This is a genomic window from Pseudomonas sp. GL_139_B (assembly GCF_057834475.1).
Map to the genome: position 1 here is coordinate 6188739 of NZ_CM174403.1, position 24871 is coordinate 6213609.

A 24871-nucleotide genomic window follows, 5' to 3' on the forward strand; every position below is an offset into this window, starting at 1 on the left:
TCAGCCTGGCTGAGCGGGGTCTTTTTTTGCCTGCGATCCCTGTGGGAGCGGGCTTGTGTTCAAACGCCGAATTGGGCGCGGTAGGCTTCTACGGCAGGCAAATGTTGCTTGAGCTGCGGATCGTCCGCCAGGAATTCGAGCACCTGGTTCAACGATACGATACTGATCACCGGAATGCCGAAGTCCCGTTCCACTTCCTGAATCGCCGACAACTCACCGTTGCCACGCTCCTGACGGTTCAGGGCGATCAGCACGCCCTTGGCCTTGGCGCCGTCCTGGGAAGCGATGATCTGCATCACTTCACGAATCGCGGTGCCGGCGGTGATCACGTCGTCGATGATCAGCACGTCGCCGGTCAGCGGTGCGCCGACCAGGCTGCCACCTTCGCCGTGGGCCTTGGCCTCTTTGCGGTTGAAGCACCACGGCAAATCACGGTCATGGTGTTCAGCCAGGGCCACTGCCGTGGTCGCCGCCAACGGGATGCCCTTGTAGGCCGGGCCAAATAGCACGTCGAACGAAATACCGCTCTCGACGATGGCTGCCGCGTAGAAACGACCCAGCTGTGCAAGGGCCGAACCCGAGTTGAACAGGCCGGCATTGAAGAAGTAAGGACTGGTACGCCCGGACTTCAGGGTGAACTCACCGAAGCGCAAAACGCCGCGATCGATGGCAAAACGAATGAAATCGCGCTGATACGCTTGCATGAAAAAAACCCCAAATACCACGGATTTAGCTAATTAGGTTGACGCCGTGTATCATACACGCACGCGATTTTTGGGGCCATTTATGCGGATCATCAGTGTGAACGTCAATGGTATTCAGGCTGCAGTCGAGCGTGGTTTGCTCAGTTGGCTGCAAGCACAGAATGCCGACGTCATCTGCCTGCAGGACACCCGCGCCTCCGCCTTTGAACTGGACGATCCAGCCTTCCAACTGGATGGCTACTTCCTTTATGCCTGCGAAGCCGAAGTTCCTGCCCAAGGTGGCGTGGCTTTGTATTCGCGGTTGCAACCGAAGGCAGTCATCAGCGGTCTCGGCTTCGAGACGGCCGACCGCTACGGGCGTTACCTGCAAGCCGATTTCGACAAGGTCAGCATCGCGACCTTGCTGCTCCCTTCGGGGCAGAACGGCGATGAAGACTTGAACCAGAAGTTCAAGCTAATGGACGACTTCGCCCGTTATCTGGATAAACAGCGACGCAAACGTCGCGAGTACATTTACTGTGGCTCGCTGTACGTGGCGCAACAGAAGCTGGATATCAAGAACTGGCGTGACAGCCAGCAATCTCCGGGCTTCCTGGCGCCTGAACGCGCCTGGATGGACGAGATTGTCGGCAACATGGGGTATGTCGACGCCCTGCGCGAAGTCAGCCGTGAAGGCGACCAGTACAGCTGGTGGCCGGACAACGAACAGGCCGAGATGCTCAACCTGGGCTGGCGTTTCGACTACCAGTTGCTGACCCCGGGCCTGCGCCGCTTTGTTCGCAGCGCACGCCTGCCACGTCAGCCACGGTTCTCGCAGCACGCACCGCTGATCGTGGACTACGACTGGACGCTGACTATCTAAGCCCTGTTTCGCAGACACAAAAAGCGGACATCGCTCAGACCTGTGAAAATCCGGTTGCCGGAAGAAAAAATGCCCGTATCGCAAGATACGGGCATTTTTTATGGATCGTTAACAGTGATCGAACCTTCAAGCAGCGGCAAAGAACGGCAGCGCAAGGTACAACTTAATCACGATGACATTAATGATGTCGATGAAGAAAGCCCCCACCATTGGCACCACCAGGAACGCTATCTGCGAAGCTCCGTAGCGCTGTGTCACTGCTTGCATGTTGGCGATGGCGGTTGGCGTGGCGCCCAGCCCAAAACCGCAGTGCCCTGCCGCCAGTACCGCCGCATCGTAGTTACTACCCATGACTCTAAACGTCACGAAAATCGCAAACAGTGCCATGACCAGCGTTTGTGCAGCCAGGATGATGAAGAACGGCAAAGCCAGTGAAGCCAGATCCCACAGTTTGAGCGACATCAGGGCGATCGCCAGAAACAGCGACAAGCTGACATTCCCCAGTACGGAGACTTCACGCTCGAATACCTGATACAAGCCCAACGCTGAAAGCCCATTGCGTAAAACCACACCCACGAACAGGACGCACACGAAGGTCGGCAACTCCAGTGCAGTACCTTGCAGCAAGCCATTCAGAAGATTGCCGGCTAATAAGCTGACTGCGATCAGAGCGAGTGTCTCGATAAACGAAAACGGCGTAATCGAGCGCTCTTTGTTCGGCTGTTCAAAACCCTTTGGCAACCGTGGCGTTTCCTGAGGATGACAGCCGGGTACTTGAACACGCTTGATCAGCAGGCGAGCGACCGGACCACCAATCAAGCCACCCAACACCAGACCAAACGTCGCAGAGGCAATTGCAAGCTCGGAAGCGGAAGCCAGACCGTACTTCTCACTGAACACCGCCCCCCACGCAGCGCCTGTACCGTGACCGCCCGACAACGTAATCGAGCCTGTCAGCAGCCCCATCAAAGGATCGAGCCCCAGCATTTTTGCGAGGCCGATGCCCATGGCATTCTGCACTATCAGCAGTCCGGTCACTACCAGCAGAAAAACGCCCACGACCCGACCACCCTTCTTCAGGCTGGCGAAGTCCGCACTCAAACCGATAGTGGCAAAAAAAGCCAACATCAATGGCGCTTGCAATGAAGTATCGAAGCGGACTTCAAGATCAAAGGTTCGCAATACCAGGAGAACCAGGGCAACCAACAGGCCACCGGCGACGGGTTCAGGAATATTGTAATTACGTAGAAAACCGACACGTGTGACAAGTCCGCGCCCCAGCAAAAGCACTAAGGAGGCGGCCACAAGCGTTCCATAAAAATCGAGTTGAATCATTGGGATTATTCTTGGCTATATATTCAGAGGCGAACTTTTTACCTGCGCAAGCCTCTTGAACCGGCTGAGTATCTCAACACTGATTGCTTGAAATTCAAGGACCTTCGATGGCTTGAATATGTCGAAATATTTCTGATTGAATATGACGTGGGGCAACTCTATCAACCGTAAAGTCTCATTGCCAAGAACATAGGTGGTGCTGAGGTGATGCAGTTGTGACTAAAAGTGTAATAGCGATAATTGTTAGACGGAAAATAGCCGCCATCACTGGATATCAAAAAGGATGCGGTAAAGATAACCCAACTTCAAAAAAGCAGATGCCCCGACAAGTCGGGGCATTGTTTTAAAGCGCGTTACTTGATCAACCGCCAGGTGAATGGGTAGCGGTAGGGAAACCCTTCATTTGCCTTCACGCCAGCGATGATCGTCAGCACCAATGCACCTATTGCCACCAGGCCCAACAGGAAAAATCCGACAATCACTACCATCAACAGGAAGCAGATGGCGGAGGCAATGGCGACGGTGATCTGAAAGTTCAGCGCCTCTTTGCCCTGCGCATCAATGAACGGGTCCATCTCACGCTTCATCTGCCAGAGAATCAGCGGGCCGATCAGTGTACCGAACGGAATCCAGATCCCCAGCAAGGCAGACAAGTGACAAAACATCGCCCACTGCCGAACTTCTTTGCTCGGAATGGGAAGTACCTGCTGCTCGTCACTCATAACGTCCTCCTTGTGTGGTTCCATCCGGTCAGTCGGCCAGTGCAGCCTTCTGCAAGTCGAAGATTTCGGTCATGCCCTTCTTCGCCAGTTCCAGCATAGCGTTCAGCTCTTCTGGCTGGAACGGCGCGCCTTCGGCGGTGCCCTGGACTTCGATGAAACCGCCCGTGCTGGTCATCACCACGTTCAGGTCGGTTTCGGCAGCCGAGTCTTCCAGGTAGTCGAGGTCAAGCACAGGCTCACCCTGGTACATGCCCACCGAAACGGCAGCGATCATTTGCTTGAGCGGGTCGCCGCCTTTCAGGCCGCCGCGCTTCTTGATGACTTTCAAGGCATCAACCAGTGCAACCATGGCACCGGTGATGGAGGCAGTGCGGGTGCCGCCGTCAGCCTGGATCACGTCGCAGTCGACGTACAGGGTCACATCGCCCAACTTGGACATGTCCAGCGAAGCGCGCAGGGAACGACCGATCAGGCGCTGGATTTCCAGGGTGCGGCCGCCTTGCTTGCCACGGCTCGCTTCACGCTGGTTACGCTCACCAGTGGCGCGCGGCAGCATGCCGTATTCAGCGGTCAGCCAGCCCTGGCCCTGACCTTTAAGGAAACGCGGCACGCCGTTTTCGACGCTGACGGTGCAGATGACTTTGGTATCACCGAACTCGACCAGTACAGAACCCTCGGCGTGTTTGGTGTAGTTGCGGGTAATGCGGATCGAGCGGAGCTGATCGGCAGCGCGACCACTTGGACGTTTCATAGGGAATACCTGTACGGAGGACGGAAAACTGCGGAGCATTATAGAGCCGCCGGCCGCGACTGGGCACTTCTAAAAAAATAGCCCGACGACCGAAGGCCCTGAACCGCGCTTTGCCGACGGCTTGCAGCCCTTTGTCACAGCGTGTGTTTGGGCGCATCCGCCCCACTGCGCTACAATCCTGCGCCTTTGCTGCCTGTCGGCTTTCATTCACAGATATCGGGTCCGCGAAACCTTTGGTAACGCATCGACCTGACTTGCGAGGTACCTCCATGGTGCACAGCATGACCGCCTTCGCCCGCGTTGAAAAAGCCGGCACCCAAGGCACCCTGAGCTGGGAACTGCGCTCGGTCAACAGCCGCTACCTGGAGCCGCACTTGCGCCTGCCGGAGTCCTTTCGTGACCTCGAGGGGGCCGTCCGCGAGGCCCTGCGCCAAGGCATTTCCCGGGGCAAGCTTGAATGCACCCTGCGCTTCACCGAAGAAAACACTGATAAACCGCTGCAAGTGGACCGCGAGCGCGCCGCGCAATTAGTCGCCGCCGCCGAGACGATCGCCAGCCTGATCAAAAATCCTGCGGCGCTCAACCCGCTGGAGGTACTGGCCTGGCCCGGCGTGCTGGTGGGTGATGCCACCGACCCGCAAGCCTTGAATGCCGAAGCGTTGGCGCTGTTCAACGAAGGCCTCAAGGAACTCAAGGCTGGCCGCGAACGCGAAGGTGCGGAGCTGGCACGGCTAATCAATGATCGCCTGACCTCCATCGAAGAAGACGTCGTTACCCTGCGCGAACTGGTCCCGCAGATGCTCGCCACCCAGCGCCAGAAAGTCCTCGACCGCTTCGCCGACATGAAGGCCGACCTGGACCCGCAGCGGCTGGAGCAGGAAATGGTCATGCTCGCGCAAAAAAGCGACGTCGCCGAAGAACTGGATCGCCTGAGCACTCACATCATTGAAGTTCGCCGGGTGCTCAAATCCGGCGGCGCTGCGGGTCGGCGCCTGGACTTCCTGATGCAGGAACTCAACCGCGAAGCCAATACACTGGGCTCCAAAGCCTTCGACCCGCGCAGCACCCAAGCGGCGGTCAACCTCAAAGTGTTGATCGAGCAAATGCGCGAACAAGTGCAGAATATTGAGTAAGGCAAACCCTACATGACCCACAGCACCGGCACCCTGTACATCATTTCCGCCCCTTCGGGCGCGGGCAAGAGCAGCCTGGTCAAGGCCTTGACCGATGCAGATCAGGAGATCCGCGTCTCGGTCTCCCACACCACTCGAGCGATGCGCCCAGGTGAAGTGAATGGCGTGAATTATCACTTCGTCGACCGCAGCGACTTTGTGAAAATGATCGAGCACGGCGATTTCCTTGAGCGCGCCGAAGTGTTCGGCAATCTCTACGGCACTTCGCAAAGCCATTTGCAGCAGACGCTGGACGAAGGCCACGATCTTATTCTGGAAATCGACTGGCAGGGTGCGGAACAAGTGCGCAAGCTGATGCCACAGGCCCGCTCGATCTTCATTCTGCCGCCGTCACTTCAAGCGTTGCACCAACGCCTGAACAATCGCGGTCAGGACAGCAACGAAGTCATCGAAGGCCGGATGCGTGAAGCCGTTAGCGAAATGAGCCACTACGTCGACTACGATTATCTGATCATCAACGACGATTTCGCCCACGCGCTGAGCGATTTGCAGGCGATATTCCGCGCCAATCAGCTGCATCAAAAGCGTCAGCAGCAGCGTAATGGAAAACTTTTGGCTGAATTGCTCGGCTAAACAGCACTTCCCAAAACCGCTGCAAGGGCTTTACATTGGCACTTGCAGCGCGTTGAAGGGCTTGGTCAAAAAATCAGCGCTTCCCTAATCGCTGGTGATTTTTTAAACTGTTGAGTCCGCTCGCCCACCCGGGCAGCGCGCATATTGCATTCGCTCCGAGGAATACCATGGCCCGCGTAACCGTTGAAGACTGCCTGAACCACGTGGAAAACCGTTTTGAACTGGTCATGCTGTCCACCAAGCGTGCCCGTCAACTGGCCACCGGCGGCAAAGAGCCACTGGTTCAGTGGGAAAACGACAAGCCTACCGTGGTAGCGCTGCGTGAAATCGCTGAAGGCCTGATGAGCTACGAGTTCATCGCCAATGCTGAAATCGTCGAAGACGAACCGCTGTTCGCAGCGTTCGAGGACGAGTCCAACGAGGCCGTCTAAGCCTATGCCTGGTCGACGTAGCACGGCGCGGGGTCATAGCGAACGGCAGGAGTTATCATGCCGAGCATAGACGCCCTCGCCGATCGCTTATCGACCTACCTCGGCAAGGACCAGGTCAACCTGGTCCGCCGAGCGTATTTCTACGCCGAACAAGCCCACGACGGTCAACGCCGACGTAGCGGTGAGGCGTACGTCACGCATCCTCTTGCGGTGGCGAATATTCTTGCCGACATGCACATGGACCATCAGAGCCTGATGGCCGCGATGCTGCATGACGTGATCGAAGACACCGGTATTGCCAAAGAGGCGCTGCAAGCGCAGTTCGGCGAAACCGTGGCCGAACTGGTCGACGGGGTCAGCAAACTGACCCAGATGAACTTCGAGACCAAAGCCGAAGCCCAGGCCGAAAACTTCCAGAAAATGGCGATGGCCATGGCGCGCGACATTCGCGTGATCCTCGTCAAACTCGCCGACCGCTTGCACAACATGCGCACGCTGGAAGTGCTGTCCGGTGAAAAGCGCCGGCGGATCGCCAAGGAAACCCTGGAAATCTATGCGCCCATCGCCAACCGGCTGGGCATGCACGCCATCCGCATAGAATTTGAAGACCTCGGCTTCAAGGCCATGCACCCGATGCGCTCCGCGCGAATCAACCAGGCGGTCAAACGCGCCCGGGGCAACCGCAAGGAAATCGTCAACAAGATCGAAGAGTCCCTCAGCCACTGCCTGGCCATCGACGGCATTCAGGGCGAGGTCAGCGGTCGCCAGAAGCACCTCTACGGCATCTACAAGAAAATGCGCGGCAAGCGTCGGGCCTTCAACGAGATCATGGACGTGTACGCGTTCCGGATCATCGTCGACAAGGTCGACACCTGCTACCGCGTGCTGGGTGCTGTGCATAATTTGTACAAACCGTTGCCGGGGCGCTTCAAGGATTACATCGCGATCCCCAAGGCCAACGGCTATCAGTCGCTGCACACCACGCTGTTCGGCATGCACGGTGTTCCGATCGAGATCCAGATCCGCACCCGTGAAATGGAAGAGATGGCCAACAACGGCATCGCCGCCCATTGGCTGTACAAATCCAGCGGCGACGAGCAGCCAAAAGGCACGCATGCCCGCGCCCGCCAATGGGTCAAAGGCGTGCTGGAAATGCAGCAACGGGCCGGCAACTCGCTGGAGTTCATCGAAAGCGTGAAGATCGACCTGTTCCCGGACGAAGTCTACGTGTTCACGCCCAAAGGCCGGATCATGGAGCTGCCCAAAGGCTCCACGGCAGTCGACTTCGCTTACGCGGTGCACACCGACGTGGGCAACAGCTGCATTGCCTGCCGGATCAATCGTCGCCTCGCACCGCTGTCCGAGCCGCTGCAAAGCGGCTCCACGGTCGAGATCGTCAGCGCTCCCGGCGCTCGGCCGAACCCGGCGTGGCTCAACTTCGTGGTCACCGGCAAGGCGCGGACGCACATCCGCCATGCGCTGAAACTGCAACGCCGCTCCGAGTCCATCAGCCTCGGCGAACGCCTGTTGAACAAGGTGCTGAACGGCTTCGACAGCTCGCTGGAAAAAATCGCCGCCGAGCGCGTCAAGGCGATGCTAGCCGAGTACCGCCTCGAATTGATCGAAGATTTGCTGGAAGACATCGGTCTGGGTAATCGCATGGCTTACGTTGTCGCCCGCCGCCTGCTCGGCGAAGGCGAACAATTGCCAAGCCCGGAAGGCCCGCTGGCAATTCGCGGTACCGAAGGCCTGGTACTCAGTTACGCCAAGTGCTGCACGCCGATCCCGGGTGACCCGATTGTCGGTCACCTGTCCGCTGGCAAAGGCATGGTTGTGCACCTGGACAACTGCCGCAACATCAGCGAAATCCGCCACAACCCGGAAAAATGCATCCAGCTCTCGTGGGCCAAGGATGTCACCGGCGAATTCAACGTCGAACTGCGTGTCGAGCTGGAACACCAGCGCGGCCTGATCGCACTGCTGGCCAGCAGCGTCAACGCGGCCGACGGCAATATCGAAAAAATCAGCATGGACGAACGCGATGGTCGCATCAGCGTGGTTCAACTGGTGGTCAGCGTGCACGACCGCGTACACCTGGCCCGCGTGATCAAGAAACTGCGCGGCTTGACCGGGGTGACCCGCATCACCCGCATGCGTGCGTAAACCCACCCTTACAAGGAGTCATTCATGACCAAGACTGTTATCACCAGCGACAAGGCCCCGGCCGCCATCGGTACTTACTCCCAGGCGATCAAGGCTGGCAACACCGTTTACATGTCGGGTCAGATTCCTCTGGACCCAAAAACCATGGAACTGGTTGAAGGCTTCGAAGCCCAGACCGTCCAGGTGTTTGAGAACCTCAAAGCCGTGGCGGAAGCTGCTGGCGGTTCGTTCAAAGACATCGTCAAACTGAACATTTTCCTCACCGACCTGAGCCACTTCGCCAAGGTCAACGAGATCATGGGCAAGTACTTCGACCAACCTTACCCTGCCCGCGCTGCCATCGGCGTAGCCGCCCTGCCAAAGGGTTCGCAGGTTGAGATGGATGCCATTCTGGTTATCGAGTAAACGTGCGGCGCAGCCCTCTAAAGGCTGCGCCGATCTTGCCTTGAAAGGATTCCACCATGCGCCATGCGCTAGCTCTCTCGCTGGCCGCCCTACTCTTGGGCGGTTGTGCCAGCAACCCTGCCGACCGTGACATCAGCGGCACCTGGATCAATCAGGTGGCGATCGACGCTGCAGCTAAAGGCGGCCCCCTGCGCGAAGCGCTCCAGGCCTATGGCCCGAACCTGGAATGGGATATCAACACCAAGGCCGGTCAGGCCCGCTACACCAATGGTTTTGAAAACGTCGACGGCAAGCTACTGGGTGAACAGTCTGGCGCCTGGAAAGTCGACTTCTACGGCAGCTCCGGCAGTGAGCTGAAACGTGACGGCAAGCAACTGAGCCAGTCCAAGACCGAGAACGAGTCGGAGCAAATTTTCGACCGCGCGCAGGTTCAGGTACCGGAAGGCGCACCGATTGGCGCAAGTTTCGAACGTGCGTTGTACACGGCTTACATGGGCGGTAGCTGGAAAATCGTCAGTGGCCCGGGTGAAGGCAGTACCGTGCAATTCCAGGCCGACGGCCAAGTAGCCGGCCTTCCGGGCGCGGATCGTTATGCCCTGTGCCTGGCCGGTGATTGCGCGTCGATGAGCGGCGGCCATGACAACATGTGGTTGCAATTAAACGGCCAGGGCAACTCCTGGATCTTTGCTCGCAAGGGCAAAGAACTCGAGATATTCCAGACGGTGAACACCGCACAGGCGGACGAAATGCCTTCGTTCATGCCGGGTGATCGCAAGTGGTTGCTGGAAAAGCAGTAACCCGGCTTTAGCTGCAAAGAAGATCCCATGTGGGAGCGAGCCTGCTCGCGAAAGCGGTGTAACAACCAACAGGAATGTTGAATGTTATGACCCCTTCGCGAGCAGGCTCGCTCCCACAGTTGTTTATAGGGGTGTCAGGAGGATCAGTCGCGACCTTCGAGAATGGCGGCATAGCCTTCGCGATAGCTTGGGTACTTCGGCGTCCAGCCCAAGGCCTTTGCTCGGGCATTACTGCAACGCTTGCTGCCTGTGCGCCGCACGGTCGCGTCGTCGTCCCACTCCGTCACGCCCAGATACCCACGCAACCAGTCCAGCACTTCCGCTAACGGTGCGGGCGCGTCGTCAACGCCTATGTAGACGTCATCCAGCACCTCACCTCGACGATCTGCCTCAAGCAGAGACGCCATTAATCCCGCCGCGTCGTCAGCGTGAATACGGTTGCCGTAAAGCGGCGGATCGACCGCCACACGATACCCCCGCCGCACCTGAGTCAGCAGCCACTCACGGCCAGGACCGTAAATGCCGGTCAAGCGCACAATACTCGCCGGAATGCCGCTTTTGAGTGCCACCTGCTCAGCCTCCAGCATCAATCGACCCGAATAACCCGCAGGAGCGGTCGGCGAAGACTCGTTGACCCACTCACCGTCCTCCTGGCCATACACACTGCTACTGGAAACAAACAGCAGACGATCGGGCACCTGGCCGTAGTCGTTCAGCCAGTCCAACACATGCTGCAAGCCCTGCACATAAGCCGCGCGATAGCCGGCCTCATCGTGGTCGGTGGCGGCCGCGCAATACACCAGGTAATCCACCGCACCGACTGGCCAGGTCGCCGGGCAGTCTTCATTGAACAAGTCGCCGGCAACGCCAATGACTCCCTCGGGCAGCCGTGAGACGTCCCGCCTCAGGCCATGAACCTCCCACCCGCAAGCCACCAATTGCGTGGCTAGACGACTGCCGACATCACCGCAACCGGCGATCAAAACTGAGGGTGTGGACATCAGAAAACTCCCATCGGAAAGACACAGACTAGCGCCAGCAATGGACGAGCGGCTAGTAATGCAAGAAAAAAAGAGACTCTATTACTTTTGTTAACAAGAATTACTTGCAATAATGCTCGCCGCTTTTGTTCTCGGCCTCACGAGGCCTGGAAAGAACATCAACTGTCTTTTTCTCTCAGGTCCGGCCAGCATGACACGCAATCAATTCTCCGCTTCGCCAACCAAAAGCCCTCGCGCCTGGCGTGCAGTGGCTGCTCTGCTGCTCAGCCTGATGCTGGCACCGACCGCCGCTTTCGCTGACGCACAAGCACCCGTCACTCCAGCCACCGCCGTGGCACCAGCGCCAGTCGATCATGCCGCCCCAGTCGACGCTCCGGCCGCGACCGATCCGGCTCAGGCTGTAGCCGCCGAAGACGTTCCTGAGGTGCTCGAAGCCGACAACACTTTGGGCATGGCCCACGACCTGTCGCCGTGGGGCATGTATCAGAACGCCGACATCATCGTAAAAATCGTGATGATCGGTCTGGCCATTGCCTCGATCATCACCTGGACCATCTGGATCGCCAAGGGCTTTGAGCTGATAGGCGCCAAGCGTCGTCTGCGCAGCGAAATCGTCCACCTGAAAAAAGCCACCACCCTTAAAGAAGCCAGCGTTTCGGCAGCCAAGCAAGGCACGCTTGCCCACTTGCTGGTCCACGACGCCCTGGAAGAAATGCGTCTGTCGGCCAACAGCCGCGAAAAAGAAGGCATCAAGGAGCGCGTCAGTTTCCGCCTTGAGCGCCTGGTGGCAGCCTGCGGTCGCAACATGAGCAGCGGCACCGGCATCCTCGCCACCATCGGCTCCACCGCACCGTTCGTGGGCCTGTTCGGTACCGTGTGGGGCATCATGAACAGCTTCATCGGCATCGCCAAAACCCAGACCACCAACCTCGCCGTTGTCGCACCCGGCATCGCCGAAGCCCTGCTGGCGACCGCGCTGGGTCTGGTTGCAGCCATCCCGGCCGTGGTGATCTACAACGTCTTCGCCCGTTCCATCGCGGGTTACAAGGCCCAAGTGTCCGACGCTTCGGCTGAAGTCCTGCTGCTGGTCAGCCGTGACCTCGATCACCTGCCGACCTCCGAGCGCTCCACGCAACCGCACATGGTCAAAGTAGGGTAATCAGCCATGGGCTTGCATTTGAAAGAAGGCGCAGACGACGATCTGGCCGAGAACCACGAAATCAACGTCACGCCGTTTATCGACGTAATGCTGGTGCTGTTGATCATTTTCATGGTGGCCGCCCCGCTGGCCACCGTGGACATCAAGGTCGACCTGCCCGCCTCCAGCGCCAAGCCGGCGCCACGCCCGGAGAAACCGGTGTTCCTCAGCGTCAAGGCTGACCAGCGCCTGTTCCTCGGTGAAGACGAAGTGAAGGCCGAAGCCCTCGGCGCCACGCTGGACGCCAAAACCCAGGGCAAGAAAGACACGACGATCTTCTTCCAGGCCGATAAAGGCGTGGATTACGGCGACCTGATGAGCGTGATGGACAACCTGCGCTCCGCCGGTTACCTGAAGGTGGGTCTGGTCGGTCTCGAGTCGGCAGTCAAGAAATGATCACGACGCGCCATAAGCTGACGCGTTACAGCGGGAGCCTGGCCGTGGTGCTGGGCGTTCACGCACTGGCCATCGCGCTGGCACTGAACTGGACCTCGCGCCCGCCGATCGAGTTGCCGCCGCAGGCCATGATGGTCGAGCTGGCACCGGTCCCGGCACCGCCTGCTCCACCAAAGGTCATCACGCCGCCGCAACCACCGGCCCCGGTGGAGGAGCTGCCGATCCCGAAACTGGCTGAAGTGCCCAAGGCCGAGATTGCCGTGCCCAAGCCGGTCAAGCCCAAGCCCAAGCCGCAACCGCCCAAGCCGGTGGAGAAAAAGCCGGAGCCGCCGAAGGAGAAGCCGCCCGAGGAAAAACCGAGCGACGCGCAACCGACTAATGCGCCGACGGAGAAATCCGCACAACCGGCACCGGGTCCATCACCGGCGCAGCAAGCAGCCAAGGCCAGTTGGCAAGGCACCCTGCTCGCTCACCTGGCCAAGTACAAGAAGTACCCGGCCAGCGCGCAGGCGCGGGGCAAGGAAGGCATGAACCGTCTGCGCTTCGTGGTGGATGCCGAAGGTAACGTGTTGTCGTTCGAGCTGGTGGGTGCCTCTGGCACTGCCGATCTGGACCGGGCCACCCTGGAAATGATCCGTCGCGCCCAGCCACTGCCCAAGCCACCGGCCGACATGCTGACCAACGGCGCCATCGAAATCGTTGCACCGTTTGTTTACTCGCTGGAAAAACGCCGCCGCTAAAAGCAACACTGAACCATTGTGGGAGCGAGCCGGCTCCGGGCGGCGTTCCGACGATAGCGGATTAACAGTCAACAAAGATGTTGAATGAGATGGCCTCATCGCGAGCAGGCTCGCTCCCACAGGGTTATGTGCAAAGCCATAGAGGCACCAAAAGGTGCCTTTCGCGCATCTGCCAACGGCAAACACGCATTACCCGGTGTCACTCAACACACTCACTCTGATAACGTGCGTCTATCGATTGCAGCCGTTATGCTTGGCGCGCAACTACATGGACGCTTGCTATGACTCTCACAGAATTACGCTACATCGTTACCCTCGCCCAAGAGCAGCATTTCGGCCACGCGGCCGAGCGTTGCCACGTCAGTCAGCCGACCCTATCGGTGGGCGTGAAAAAGCTTGAAGACGAACTCGGTGTGCTGATTTTCGAGCGCAGCAAAAGCGCCGTGCGCCTGACCCCGGTCGGTGAAGGCATCGTGGCCCAGGCGCAGAAAGTCCTGGAGCAAGCCCAAGGTATTCGCGAACTGGCTCAGGCCGGCAAGAATCAGCTGACCGCCCCGCTGAAAGTCGGTGCGATCTACACTGTCGGCCCATACCTGTTCCCGCACTTGATTCCACAACTGCACCGGGTCGCCCCACAGATGCCGTTGTACATTGAAGAAAACTTCACCCACGTGCTGCGCGACAAACTGCGCAACGGCGAGCTCGACGCGATCATCATCGCCCTGCCGTTCAACGAAGCCGACGTCCTGACCTTGCAGCTCTACGACGAGCCGTTCTACGTCCTGATGCCGGCCCAGCACCCGTGGACCCAGAAAGAATCCATCGACGCCAGCCTGCTCAACGACAAGAGCCTGCTGCTGCTCGGCGAAGGCCATTGCTTCCGCGATCAAGTGCTGGAAGCCTGCCCGACCCTGGCCAAAGGCAACGACGGTGCCAAGCACACCACGGTAGAGTCCAGCTCCCTGGAAACCATCCGCCACATGGTTGCGTCCGGCCTGGGTATCTCGATCCTGCCGTTGTCGGCAGTCGACAGCCATCACTACGCCCCCGGCGTGCTTGAAGTGCGCCCACTGACGCCGCCAGTGCCTTTCCGCACCGTGGCCATTGCCTGGCGCGCGAGCTTCCCGCGTCCGAAGGCAATTGAAATCCTCGCTGACTCCATTCGCCTGTGCTCGGTGGCCAAGCCGCCGGTGCCGGTGGCTGCGGCTTAAGTTGCTGTCATGACCGAGTTGTCGCAAGTATCGGTGACGGCACTCAAGGGTGTCGGCGAGGCCATGGCCGAGAAGCTGGCCAAGGTCGGCCTGGAGAACCTTCAGGACGTGCTTTTTCACCTGCCGCTGCGCTATCAGGACCGCACCCGCGTGGTCCCGATTGGCCATTTGCGTCCGGGGCAAGACGCCGTGATCGAAGGCACCGTCAGCGGCGCCGACGTGGTCATGGGCCGTCGCCGCAGTCTCGTCGTTCGTCTGCAAGACGGCACCGGCGGGCTCAGCCTGCGCTTCTACCATTTCAGCAACGCGCAGAAAGAGGGCCTCAAACGCGGCACGCGGATTCGCTGCTACGGCGAAGCGCGGCCCGGCGCCTCGGGGCTGGAAATCTATCACCCGGAATACCGCGCCATCACTGGCGCCGAGCCGCCGCCGGTGGATGAAACCCTGACCCCGGTGTACCCGCTCACCGAAGGCCTGACCCAACAGCGCTTGCGCCAACTGTGCATGCAAACCCTGACGATGCTCGGCCCGACCAGCCTGCCCGACTGGCTGCCGACTGAACTCGCACGCGACTACCAACTCGCGCCGCTGGCCGATGCGATCCGCTACCTGCATCACCCGCCCGCCGATGCCGACGTCGACGAGCTCGCCCTCGGTCATCACTGGGCGCAGCACCGTTTGGCCTTTGAAGAACTGCTGACCCATCAACTGTCCCAGCAGCGCCTGCGCGAAAGCATGCGTTCCCTGCGCGCGCCGGCGATGCCCAAAGCCACCCAGCTGCCGGCCAAGTATCTGGCCAATCTCGGCTTCGCACCGACCGGTGCACAGCAACGGGTCGGCAACGAAATCGCCTACGACATGAGCCAACGCGAACCGATGCTTCGCCTGATTCAAGGCGACGTCGGCGCGGGCAAAACCGTGGTCGCCGCCCTCGCTGCGCTTCAGGCATTGGAAGCCGGTTATCAAGTCGCACTGATGGCGCCCACCGAAATCCTCGCCGAGCAGCACTTCATCACCTTCAAGCGCTGGCTCGAACCGCTGGGCATTGAAGTCGCATGGCTGGCCGGCAAGCTCAAAGGTAAAAACCGCGTGGCCGCGCTGGAACAGATCGCCGGCGGCACGCCCATGGTGGTCGGTACCCACGCGCTGTTCCAGGACGAAGTGCAGTTCAAGAACCTCGCACTGGTGATCATCGACGAACAACACCGCTTCGGCGTGCAGCAGCGTCTGGCGCTGCGACAAAAAGGCGTCGGTGGACGCATGTGTCCGCATCAACTGATCATGACCGCCACGCCAATTCCACGGACGCTGGCCATGAGCGCCTACGCCGACCTCGACACCTCAATCCTCGACGAGCTGCCGCCCGGCCGTACGCCGGTCAACACCGTGTTGATCACCGACACCCGCCGCGTTGAAGTCATCGAACGGGTGCGCGGCGCCTGCGCTGAAGGTCGCCAGGCCTATTGGGTATGCACACTGATTGAAGAGTCGGAAGAGCTGACTTGTCAGGCCGCCGAAACCACTTACGAAGACCTCACCGCTGCCCTCGGCGAGTTGAAGGTCGGGCTGATTCACGGCCGCATGAAACCGGTGGAAAAAGCCGCCGTGATGGCCGAGTTCAAAGCCGGTAACCTGCAATTGCTGGTCGCCACCACGGTGATCGAAGTCGGCGTGGACGTACCGAACGCCAGCCTGATGATCATCGAAAACCCCGAACGCCTCGGCCTCGCACAATTGCACCAGTTGCGCGGCCGCGTCGGGCGAGGCAGCGCCGCCAGCCATTGCGTGCTGCTCTACCATCCGCCGCTGTCGCAAATCGGTCGGCAGCGCCTCGGTATCATGCGTGAAACAAACGACGGTTTTGTCATCGCCGAAAAAGACCTCGAACTGCGCGGCCCCGGCGAAATGCTCGGCACACGCCAGACCGGCCTGCTGCAATTCAAGGTCGCCGACCTGATGCGCGACGCCGATCTATTGCCCGCCGTGCGCGACGCCGCCCAGGCATTGCTGGAGCGCTGGCCGGACCACGTCAGCCCGCTGCTCGACCGCTGGCTGCGCCATGGGCAGCAATACGGACAAGTGTGAGCACCGCCGCAGTTTGTGGACCATGCGGTTAAACAAGCTGGTTATACTCCCGCAACTGTTTGAATACGGATACAGACGATGACTGAAGCTGCCCTCGCCCCGGAAACCCTGCACGCTCCGTCTGTTATTCGGTTGCTGCTGGGCAAACTGGGCATTGCCTACGAAGAAGTGCTCGATCACCACGGCCTGAACGCCTCGCGCAAAGTGCAGGCCGTTCTGGTGGAAGACGCGGTCGGCGCCTTGATGGTGCTGTTCCCGCAAAGCCAATTGCTGGACCTCAATCGCCTCGCCGAACTGACCGGCCGCCGCCTCACCGCCGTGCCCGCCGAACGCCAGGTCAAAATGCTCGGTAAGCACAACCTGAGCCTGCTGCCCGGCCTGCCGGCACTGACCACTTCGCCATGCCTCTACGAAGAAAGCCTGCTGCGCGAACCGAAGTTGCTGATCAACTCGGGCGAGCCGGGCCTGCTACTGGAAATCACCCGCGAAGACTTCAAAACCATGCTGACCAAGGCCAGCGCCGCCAACTTCGGCGAAGCCCTGACCAGCATCCGCCCGAACCTCGACCGCCCCGACGATGACCGCAAGGAAATCACCCAGGCCGTCCAGGCTTTCACCGCGCGGCGCATCCAGCAACGTCTGGAAGAGACCATCGAAATTCCGCCGCTGGCCGAGACCGCGCAGAAAATCATCAAACTGCGCGTAGACCCCAACGCCACCATCGACGACATCACCGGCGTCGTGGAAACCGACCCGGCGCTGGCCGCGCAAGTCGTGAGCTGGGCCGCGTCGCCGTACTACGCCTCGCCGGGCAAGATTCGTTCGGTAGAAGATGCGATCGTGCGGGTGCTGGGTTTCGACCTGGTGATCAACCTGGCGCTGGGCCTGGCCCTGGGCAAAACCCTGAGCCTGCCCAAAGACCACCCGCAACACGCCACGCCGTACTGGCAGCAGTCGATTTACACCGCCGCCGTCATCGAAGGCCTGACCCGCGCCATGCCACGCGCACAGCGCCCGGAAGCCGGCCTGACCTACCTCGCCGGCCTGCTGCACAACTTCGGCTACCTGCTGCTGGCGCACGTATTCCCGCCGCACTTCTCACTGATCTGCCGCCACCTGGAAGTCAACCAGCACCTGTGCCACAGCTTTGTGGAGCAACACCTGCTGGGCATCAGCCGCGAACAGATCGGCGCCTGGCTGATGCGCCACTGGGACATGCCAGAAGAACTCGCCGCCGCCCTGCGCTTCCAGCACGATCCGCATTACGACGGCGAATACGCCGAATACCCGAACCTGGTATGCCTGACCGTGCGCTTGCTACGCGCTCGCGGCATCGGCTCCGGCCCGGATGAAGACATCCCGGATGCATTGCTGGAACGCGTCGGCCTGAGCCGTGAAAAAGCTAACGACGTGGTCACAAAAGTGCTTGAGGCTGAAGTGCTGCTGCGCGAATTGGCTTCGCAGTTCACCCAGCCTTAAAAGCATCGCGAGCAGGCTCACTCCCACAAGGATCACCTAAATCCCTGTAGGAGTGAGGCTTGCCCGCGATGAATCCCCCGCCGACCCACCTGAATCACCACAAGCCCCTGTGGGAGCGAGCCTGCTCGCGATGAATCCAACTCGGTCTTTCCGCCTTAGATCGTTCCCACGCTCTGCGTGGGAATGCATCCCGTGACGCTCCGCGTCACCGCATCCCCGCAAAACTCAGGCCTTAGCCTTCGCCTTCCGCGGCTTCAAATACTTGGTCAACCCCTGAAACCAGATCACCAACGCCGGATTCCCTTTGATCTGAATCGACTTGTCCTGAATCCCCGTCATAAACGCCAACTGCTTGTTCTTCGCCTGCATCGTGGCAAAGCCATACGCCGCATCTTTAAACGCAATCGCAAACGCCGGCTCGGCATACACGCCCGATTTGCTGGTAATCCGTTGGCCCTTCACAAAGAAATGCCGCGCCACCTTCCCGTCCTGGGTCTGTAATTGGAATACAAGCTCCTTGTCACCCAATTGCTGCTGAAACGCAGGATTAGTCCGGCTGGCCTTACCCATCAACAAACCCAGCATCCACAGAAGAAAACGAAATTTCATGCGCACAGCCTCAAGAGAAAAATGAACGGCCGTCGCAGTGTAGCGACTTCGGACGATAACGACAGCATCCTGTTACGTTAGAAGAAGATGAGGCGTTTTTTGACGCTGATGACTACCAAGTCATTCACGAAACGCCGGTGTTTAAAAGCGTGGAATATTTGTTCTTTCTACACTCGACGCTATCGGAAGTTTCCTTCAACACGTGGGGTTGTTCGTGAACTAGGCAGCTTTGCGCTTGGCCGATAGTCTCTGTTGGTCGCCGCAAAATCGGTGACACGGACGTGCAAGTCCGGCGGGATACACAATGGTTATGGCAATTCATCGAGCATTTTCCTATGCTCGCGAACCGTTATGGCAGTTGTGTATGGGAGACCTTCGGGTCTGCCGGATGATCCCGCCGGTCTTGCACACCTATGCACAGCTGCCACCTCTTTCGAAGTGCAAGCGAAACGGTGTCGGCTCTTAATTACGGGATTTAACCTATGATCAAGCCAACACCGAATCCACCAGAACACGAAGACACATCCCCCTACGAATCCCTCGATTCGAAGAAACTCCACGAAGCCGCCGAACGCGCCCTCAATCACCATTTCGCCCCACCGCCCGAGAAGCCCAAGCCTCGCAAAGGCAATCTCTTCACTGTCTCCCCCGACATCGACACCGAAGCCCTCCTGGCCAACGCCTCAGAAGACCTGCTGTCCATCAGCGCCATCTCCGCCAACCTGGCCGACGATGTGGAAGGTACGCTGCGCTCCGTAGCACTGGCGATCAGCAGAATGTCGGATGGGGTTCGGTTGTTGGTGGAGCGAGCGCTGGATCATATTGATTCGCCGAATCCGACGGTACATCGGGCGAAGGTGTAGCGAAACCGCGAATAGAAAAAGGGGACTTGGTGTCCCCTTTCTTGCATTGTCTAATCCTGAAATTGGTTTACACCTGTTTCACCCCAACGCCCGACGTCGCAGGCGTTGCAGCAAAGACGACGTGGTGCCTATGACGTCACGCAGTTGTGCAGCGGTGATCGTTCGATCCGCCGCATCGAAAGCCAGCGCCGTTCGCAGGGCTGGCCAGCAGTGTTTGGGCAGGTTTCGCGGTGGGTGCAGCTCGCGTTCGAGCTGGCCGTCGCGGGCCTCGGTCGAGGGCAAGCGGCGGAACGGGTGTTTGCCGCCCGCCAGTTCGTAGAGCACGCAGGCCACGCCGTAGACGTCGGCACTGGCGGTCAGCGGTTGGCCTTCGAGCAGTTCCGGGGTGGCGTAGCCGGGGGTCCAGGCGTTGAAGCGGTCGCGGCTCAGGTGCGGCAGGCCAGGGAGGATGCCTTCGACGGCCTGGCCTAGGCCGAAGTCGAACAGGCGCACGCCTTCTTCGCTGAGCATCACGTTGCTCGGTTTCATGTCACCGTGCAGCACGCCGCGCGCGTGGGCGTAGGCCAGCGCGTCGAGCAGCGGCAGCGCGATGTCGCGCAGTTCTTTCCACGGCAGGCCCAGGGGTCGCTCGCAGAGTAATTTGTCCAGGGTCAGCCCACGCATGAGTTCCATGGTGATGAAGGCGCGCTGGCAGTCCGTGTCCACTTCAAAGCTGTGTAAACGCAGCACGTTGTCGTGGCGCAGGCGTCGGGTCAGGGCGAACTCGCTATAAAGCAAGGCACTGGCGTCCGGCGATTCGGCAAATTCTTCGCTGAGGATTTTCAGCGCGATGTAAGGGTCGGGATCGCCGAACTGTTCGCTCAGCAAGTCCCGTGCGCGGTAGACCGCGCCCATGCCGCCGGCACCGAGCAGGCGCTCGATGCGGTAACGGCCTGCTAGCACGTCGGGCATTTCGCCGAGGCTGGCCTTGGTCGGCGCCGTTGCCGGTTCGGCCTTGTGCGGCTTTGCGTTCAGAGGCGTGGCGAACGCAAAGTAAGTCAGGTTACTGGCCTGCTCTTCGCTCACCAGCAGATCGTCGAGCGGCTGCATGAGTTGGGTCACTGGCGGATCACCACGGCAGTCAGGTTGTCCCGCGCCGAGCCACGCAGAGCGCCGTCGAACAGACGCTCCAGCGCAACGTGCGGCGCGGTCAGGCTCAGGGCGTTGCCCAAGGCATCGCTGCTCAGCCCGTTGTACAAACCATCGCTGCACAACAGAAACGCATCGCCGGGATAAACCTCGAGTTCAAGCACATCGAGGGTCAACTGTTCGGCCGCCCCGACCGCTCGGGTCAGGGCATGGGCGGCAGGATGAGCCTTGGCGTCTTCGACGCTCATGTTTTGCTCGTCGATGAGTTGCTGTTGCAGCGAATGGTCCTTGGACAGTTGATACAAACGCTGGCCGCGCCACAGGTAGCAACGGCTGTCGCCGGCCCAGAGGCAGGCTGCGCGATTGCGGTCCACCAGCAGCGCCACCACGGTGCTGCCCATGATGCTGTCGTGGCGCCCGGCGGTGACCGTCAACTCCTGCCCCAAGCGACGGTTCAACCAGTGCAGGCACTGGCGAATACCTTTGAGGCGTTCGTCGAAATCATCCTGCACCGGCAATTCCGCCAGGCTGGCGACGATCAACTGGCTGGCGACATCGCCGCCCTGATGACCGCCCATGCCGTCCGCGACCACCCACAGCCCCTGCTGTGGACAGTCCAGGAAAGCATCTTCGTTGCGCGCCCGAACCTTGCCGGCGTCGGTCCGCGCAGCGCTGCGCCAGGGACTGGCAACCAGCATCAGAGCTGCACCGGCATACGGAAGGTACGAAGCACGCCCATGTCGAACGGATTCGGCGTGCGCTGGCTGCTGAGCAGGTAATTGGCGCGCAGGCCGCCTACGTCAGCCTTGAGCACCAGCACGTCGCGACCGCTCAGGTACTCGGTCTGCATCAGGTCGAACAGTCGGAACAACGACCATGGGCCGATGTTTTTCTCGATACCGATCGGGCGCCCGGCCATTCTGTCGAGGACCAGGCTGGTGCGGCCATCTTCAGCGTCGGTCGGCCATTTGAACGACACCGGCACGATGGGGCCGTGACGGTATTCGATGGTCTTGTCACCAAACTTGAACTCGGAACGGCTGACGGCCGGGTCGAGGGTGTACGGCTCCAGTTTGAACTGCACTTGCGGCTCGGCCGGGTTGATCGAGAAGAAGCTCTGGCGAATCACTTGTGCCGCCGCCATCTGGTCGAGGTAGACCCTGGAAATCGGCAGGCTGTGACCGTCGATGCTGCGCAGGCGGTAGTTGCCCGGATCGCCACTCACGAACGGACGCATGTAGGTGTCGAAGAAGCGATCGTTGATACCCTGGGCCTTGAAGAACTCGCGGAAATCACTGATCGCCACGTCGCTGGTGCTGTGGGCGCTGAACGGATAACGCTTGTTGATCGCCTTGCCATAGAAGCTGTACAGCTCGCTCTGATAACGCTGGTTCAGGTACTGGTAGGAATCGTTGAGCACCAGGCGCCAGCTGTCTTCGGCCAGCACGTTGAACCACACGCTGACCGGACGCGGCAGACGGTTGGAGGCATTGCGCAAGTTACTCAGCGCATCACGCTGCCCGCTCATGCGGGTCTTGGCCATTTCGAACGCGGCTTGCTCTGGGGAACTGGCACGGGCCAGGCTCGCCAGCTGCATTTGCAGGTCGTTGAGCGCCGTCAGGGCTGGGGTCAAATCAGCCGCCGGACCATTGTTGTCGTCCAGCAGGCGATGCAGCGGTTCGAAGCGACGTTGCAGGGATTTCTTCGCGGTGTCGGGCAAGTTCTTGGTCATGTCGACGGCTTTGTCGGCAGCCGCCGCAGCCAGTTTGCCAAGTTTTCCGTCCTTCTCTGCCAGCTTCCCGGCCGCATCGGCAGCCGCGTCAGCACTGTCGGCCATCACCGGGAAACGAGTGTTCTCGCGCACTTCCACCAGCAATTGCAGCACTGGCGAGTTGGCCGAAGTCAGGCCCGCCATTTGCTCGGCGCCCTCGCCCGCATCGTTGATAGGTGGCAAGGCGACCTGGCCGACCGCTTCACTCCAGAAGTTGGCGTAGTCGCGGAAGTACAGTTGCTCCAGCTCGACCATCAGGCGACGCAAGTCCATGCCGCTGATGCCCGAGCCTTCGCCCAGTACCCAGTTGTCACGCAGGATATCGGTGACCAGTGCACTGCCCTGGACCGAGAAATACTGCTGATAACCCTGCTGGGTATAGAAGCCCGGAATCACATAATCGGTGCCGACAAACAGCGAACCTTGTGGACCCAAATGTTGGCTGAGACGGTACTCCGGCAGGTTGCGGGCCTGCTCGCGCAGCATTCGGTAAACCACGTTGGCCAGCGATTCGCTGCGCAGGACCTGACGCGCCTGTGCCACCAGTTGATCGTTGAGCGGGAAGATAAACGGCTGCTGGAGCAAACGTTCGAAGTGCGTGTTCAAACCGTTCTGCACGGCGGTGTTGCCGGCATAACGCTGGGACCATTCGGTGGCGACCCAATCCTTGAACCACGGGCCGTCGCGACGGTCTTTCATGTTCAGCATCAGGTACGCGCGCAGGCTGTTGAGCAGGCGTTCGCGGTCGTGCATGTTGGCGCGGATTTGTCCTTCCAGCAGCGTCGCGACCTTCGGCAGCAGTTGCGCTTCGAGCTCGCGCTCGTAGGCGTTCTTGACCACTGGATTGACGTCTTCGCCCTGATACAAACCACCCCGCTCGTGGTAACCCACGTCGCCTTTTTTCGGGAAAACCTGAGTCGCTGCGTAGGCGGTGTCGAGCGGCTTGAGCACCGCCATGGAATCATCGCGCACGGTCAGGGCCGAGCGCTGTTGTGCCCAGTGGGTGGCGAGGTTACGCAGGTTTTCCAGACGCTCGTAGTTGGCCGAGAATCCACCCGCCCACAGCATGCCGAACAGTGCCAATGCCGCCAGCGCGCCCACGTACAGCGCACGTTGGCCCCAATGGATGCGGCTGCGTTCGCGCTTGTCCAGACCGGCCAGGTCGGCCTCGGGGAAAATCACCCGGCCAAGCAAGTGGTGGATGAACCGCGAGCGGCCGCTGCGCAGGGTCGGCAGCATGCCGCTCTTCACGCCTACGTTGGCGCCAATAGCCGCCGCAGTCGCGTCCATTTCCTTGGTCAAATGCGGTGCGCTGATCAGGTAAAAACCACGCAACTGACTGACACGCTGGTAGCGGTTGCCGGTGAACGCCATGTCGACGAACAGGCACAGGCGCTCGCCGATTTGCCCCAGTTGATGCGGGAAGTCGAGGATGCGGCCACGGCGCTGGGTGTCGCGCTCCTGGTGCATGCGCATGATCACTTGGCTGTTGAGGCGACGCAGCAGTTCTTCAAACTCGGCGCGCAATACGGCCACGTCGGTGCCGCTCTGCTCTTTGCGGAAGCTGGTGCCGAGCACCTGATCGCTTTCTTCGCGGGTCAGTTGATCGAAGAACTCGTCGAAGCCGAGCAGCTTGTCGGCCTTACTCAGCACCAGATAAATCGGCACATCGACGTGGAGTGTTGAATGAACTTCCTGCAAGCGCGCACGGACCTGGTCGGCCAGGGGCTCGAGGTCTTTCTCGTCGGGGCACAGCAGGGTTTCAACCGGGATGGTCACCAGCACACCGTTCAACGGACGATTGCGGCGACGCTTGCACAGCAAGCCGAGCAAGGTGCTCCAGGCGCTGCCATCGACTGCGGCATCCGGCTGGGTCAGGTAGCGGCCGGCGGTGTCGATCAGCACACCGTGGTCGGCAAAGTACCAGTCGCAATGACGGGTGCCTTGGGTATCGCGGGTCAGTTTGCGCTCGATCTTGTTGATCGGAAACTCAAGGCCCGAAAAGTCCAGCAGGCTGGTCTTGCCGCTGCCTTGCGGGCCGATCAGCAAGTACCACGGCAAATCACTGCGCCAGCGCTCGCTGCGACCACGATACAGACTCGAGGTCTTGAGGGTTTTCAAGGCGTCCTTGAAACGCACCTTCAACTCTTTCTCTGCTTCGTCGATCAGCTCTTCACGGCGGATACGATCCTGACCGTTTTCGGTGTCTTCGATGGCTTTCTTGCGTACACCGGCGCGCCAGCTGACGAAGACCATGGTCAAGCCCCAGACCAGGAACAGCACGCTGATAGTCAGCAGGCGCGAGGTCGAACTTTCCCAGAACTTGTAGTCATCCACCGCCAGCAGCGGCCCGACGAACCACACCAGCAGCGCGGCAAACAGCGCCACCAGCAAGGTCCAGACCCAGGTCTTGCGCAAGAATGCGCCGACTTTCTTGAAAAACTTTTTCATGAC

At 60.0% G+C, this 24871-nt stretch carries 23 protein-coding genes; 14 read left to right on the forward strand and 9 right to left on the reverse strand.

Translation table 11 applies throughout. The features are described 5' to 3' along the window. Nucleotides 1–59 precede the first annotated feature (59 nt). Entirely contained in the window at nucleotides 60–704 is a 645-nt protein-coding gene (gene pyrE / locus AC3ISI_RS28425; protein ID WP_046030683.1) for an orotate phosphoribosyltransferase, read from the reverse strand. Between the two features lie 82 nt (nucleotides 705–786). Between pyrE and crc the strand changes: the two genes are divergently transcribed. After that, a complete protein-coding gene (gene crc / locus AC3ISI_RS28430) occupies nucleotides 787–1566 on the forward strand; it encodes a catabolite repression control protein Crc (RefSeq protein WP_007934608.1) in 780 nt (259 codons plus the stop codon). Nucleotides 1567–1692: 126 nt separating this feature from the next. Here the strand turns inward: crc and gltS are convergent, their stop codons facing one another. From gltS to rph, 3 genes are all read right to left on the reverse strand, one after another. Then, nucleotides 1693–2901, reverse strand: a complete 1209-nt coding sequence (gene gltS, locus AC3ISI_RS28435; protein ID WP_489334774.1) for a sodium/glutamate symporter — start codon at nucleotides 2899–2901, stop codon at nucleotides 1693–1695. 353 nt (nucleotides 2902–3254) lie between these two features. Continuing rightward, complete coding sequence (locus AC3ISI_RS28440) at nucleotides 3255–3623, reverse strand: DUF4870 domain-containing protein (protein WP_489334775.1); 369 nt, start codon at nucleotides 3621–3623, stop codon at nucleotides 3255–3257. 28 nt (nucleotides 3624–3651) lie between these two features. Then, the gene (rph, locus tag AC3ISI_RS28445) at nucleotides 3652–4374 is read right to left on the reverse strand and encodes a ribonuclease PH (protein WP_150780185.1); all 723 of its coding nucleotides are present in this window, start codon (nucleotides 4372–4374) and stop codon (nucleotides 3652–3654) included. Nucleotides 4375–4643: 269 nt separating this feature from the next. On the opposite strand from rph, the gene AC3ISI_RS28450 reads away from it, so the two are divergent. The 6 genes from AC3ISI_RS28450 (at nucleotide 4644) to AC3ISI_RS28475 (ending at nucleotide 9936) form a co-directional block, all read left to right on the forward strand. Further along, the gene (locus AC3ISI_RS28450) at nucleotides 4644–5507 is read left to right on the forward strand and encodes a YicC/YloC family endoribonuclease (protein WP_027926349.1); all 864 of its coding nucleotides are present in this window, start codon (nucleotides 4644–4646) and stop codon (nucleotides 5505–5507) included. Nucleotides 5508–5519: 12 nt separating this feature from the next. Continuing rightward, nucleotides 5520–6140 carry a guanylate kinase gene (gene gmk / locus AC3ISI_RS28455; RefSeq protein ID WP_489334776.1) on the forward strand — a complete coding sequence of 207 codons (621 nt, stop codon included), beginning with the start codon at nucleotides 5520–5522 and terminating at the stop codon, nucleotides 6138–6140. A gap of 167 nt (nucleotides 6141–6307) precedes the next feature. Beyond that, nucleotides 6308–6571 carry a DNA-directed RNA polymerase subunit omega gene (rpoZ, locus tag AC3ISI_RS28460; RefSeq protein WP_007894670.1) on the forward strand — a complete coding sequence of 88 codons (264 nt, stop codon included), beginning with the start codon at nucleotides 6308–6310 and terminating at the stop codon, nucleotides 6569–6571. Nucleotides 6572–6628: 57 nt separating this feature from the next. After that, nucleotides 6629–8734, forward strand: coding sequence for a bifunctional GTP diphosphokinase/guanosine-3',5'-bis pyrophosphate 3'-pyrophosphohydrolase (spoT, locus tag AC3ISI_RS28465; RefSeq protein ID WP_489334778.1), 2106 nt, complete (start codon nucleotides 6629–6631; stop codon nucleotides 8732–8734). Nucleotides 8735–8758: 24 nt separating this feature from the next. Then, nucleotides 8759–9139 (forward strand): RidA family protein, encoded by a 381-nt coding sequence (locus AC3ISI_RS28470; protein WP_003229509.1) that lies wholly within the window; start codon nucleotides 8759–8761, stop codon nucleotides 9137–9139. A 56-nt stretch (nucleotides 9140–9195) separates the two neighbouring features. After that, a complete protein-coding gene (locus tag AC3ISI_RS28475) occupies nucleotides 9196–9936 on the forward strand; it encodes a hypothetical protein (protein ID WP_489334779.1) in 741 nt (246 codons plus the stop codon). A gap of 143 nt (nucleotides 9937–10079) precedes the next feature. On the opposite strand, the gene AC3ISI_RS28480 is transcribed toward AC3ISI_RS28475, so the two are convergent. Next, nucleotides 10080–10937 carry an SDR family oxidoreductase gene (locus AC3ISI_RS28480; protein WP_489334780.1) on the reverse strand — a complete coding sequence of 286 codons (858 nt, stop codon included), beginning with the start codon at nucleotides 10935–10937 and terminating at the stop codon, nucleotides 10080–10082. A gap of 190 nt (nucleotides 10938–11127) precedes the next feature. Here AC3ISI_RS28480 and exbB point away from each other — a divergent pair, with 190 nt between their 5' ends. The 6 genes from exbB (at nucleotide 11128) to AC3ISI_RS28510 (ending at nucleotide 18046) form a co-directional block, all read left to right on the forward strand. Then, complete coding sequence (gene exbB / locus AC3ISI_RS28485) at nucleotides 11128–12096, forward strand: tonB-system energizer ExbB (RefSeq protein ID WP_489334781.1); 969 nt, start codon at nucleotides 11128–11130, stop codon at nucleotides 12094–12096. A gap of 6 nt (nucleotides 12097–12102) precedes the next feature. After that, nucleotides 12103–12531: a TonB system transport protein ExbD gene (exbD, locus tag AC3ISI_RS28490; RefSeq protein WP_477801137.1), complete on the forward strand. Its 429-nt coding sequence runs from the start codon at nucleotides 12103–12105 to the stop codon at nucleotides 12529–12531. Further along, nucleotides 12528–13271 carry a TonB family protein gene (locus AC3ISI_RS28495; protein WP_489334782.1) on the forward strand — a complete coding sequence of 248 codons (744 nt, stop codon included), beginning with the start codon at nucleotides 12528–12530 and terminating at the stop codon, nucleotides 13269–13271. The genes exbD and AC3ISI_RS28495 overlap by 4 nt, the downstream gene beginning before the upstream one ends. Nucleotides 13272–13552: 281 nt before the next feature. Beyond that, the gene (locus AC3ISI_RS28500) at nucleotides 13553–14482 is read left to right on the forward strand and encodes a hydrogen peroxide-inducible genes activator (RefSeq protein WP_489334783.1); all 930 of its coding nucleotides are present in this window, start codon (nucleotides 13553–13555) and stop codon (nucleotides 14480–14482) included. Between the two features lie 9 nt (nucleotides 14483–14491). Further along, nucleotides 14492–16567: an ATP-dependent DNA helicase RecG gene (recG, locus tag AC3ISI_RS28505; RefSeq protein WP_489334784.1), complete on the forward strand. Its 2076-nt coding sequence runs from the start codon at nucleotides 14492–14494 to the stop codon at nucleotides 16565–16567. 78 nt (nucleotides 16568–16645) lie between these two features. After that, nucleotides 16646–18046: an aminoacyl-tRNA deacylase and HDOD domain-containing protein gene (locus tag AC3ISI_RS28510; protein WP_489334785.1), complete on the forward strand. Its 1401-nt coding sequence runs from the start codon at nucleotides 16646–16648 to the stop codon at nucleotides 18044–18046. A 225-nt stretch (nucleotides 18047–18271) separates the two neighbouring features. Here AC3ISI_RS28510 and AC3ISI_RS28515 read toward each other — a convergent pair whose 3' ends face one another. Further along, the gene (locus AC3ISI_RS28515) at nucleotides 18272–18655 is read right to left on the reverse strand and encodes a helicase (RefSeq protein WP_489334786.1); all 384 of its coding nucleotides are present in this window, start codon (nucleotides 18653–18655) and stop codon (nucleotides 18272–18274) included. A 482-nt stretch (nucleotides 18656–19137) separates the two neighbouring features. Here AC3ISI_RS28515 and AC3ISI_RS28520 point away from each other — a divergent pair, with 482 nt between their 5' ends. Beyond that, the gene (locus tag AC3ISI_RS28520; RefSeq protein ID WP_489334787.1) at nucleotides 19138–19518 is read left to right on the forward strand and encodes a DUF6124 family protein; all 381 of its coding nucleotides are present in this window, start codon (nucleotides 19138–19140) and stop codon (nucleotides 19516–19518) included. Between the two features lie 78 nt (nucleotides 19519–19596). Here the strand turns inward: AC3ISI_RS28520 and AC3ISI_RS28525 are convergent, their stop codons facing one another. Genes AC3ISI_RS28525 through tssM form a run of 3 tightly spaced genes read right to left on the reverse strand, consistent with a single transcriptional unit; the run spans nucleotide 19597 to nucleotide 24868 of the window. Then, the gene (locus AC3ISI_RS28525; protein WP_489334788.1) at nucleotides 19597–20619 is read right to left on the reverse strand and encodes a serine/threonine-protein kinase; all 1023 of its coding nucleotides are present in this window, start codon (nucleotides 20617–20619) and stop codon (nucleotides 19597–19599) included. Beyond that, entirely contained in the window at nucleotides 20616–21344 is a 729-nt protein-coding gene (locus AC3ISI_RS28530) for a PP2C family protein-serine/threonine phosphatase (protein WP_489334789.1), read from the reverse strand. Before AC3ISI_RS28530 ends, AC3ISI_RS28525 begins: the two co-directional genes overlap by 4 nt. Next, nucleotides 21344–24868 (reverse strand): type VI secretion system membrane subunit TssM, encoded by a 3525-nt coding sequence (gene tssM, locus AC3ISI_RS28535; RefSeq protein WP_489334790.1) that lies wholly within the window; start codon nucleotides 24866–24868, stop codon nucleotides 21344–21346. Before tssM ends, AC3ISI_RS28530 begins: the two co-directional genes overlap by 1 nt. Nucleotides 24869–24871: the final 3 nt, after the last annotated feature.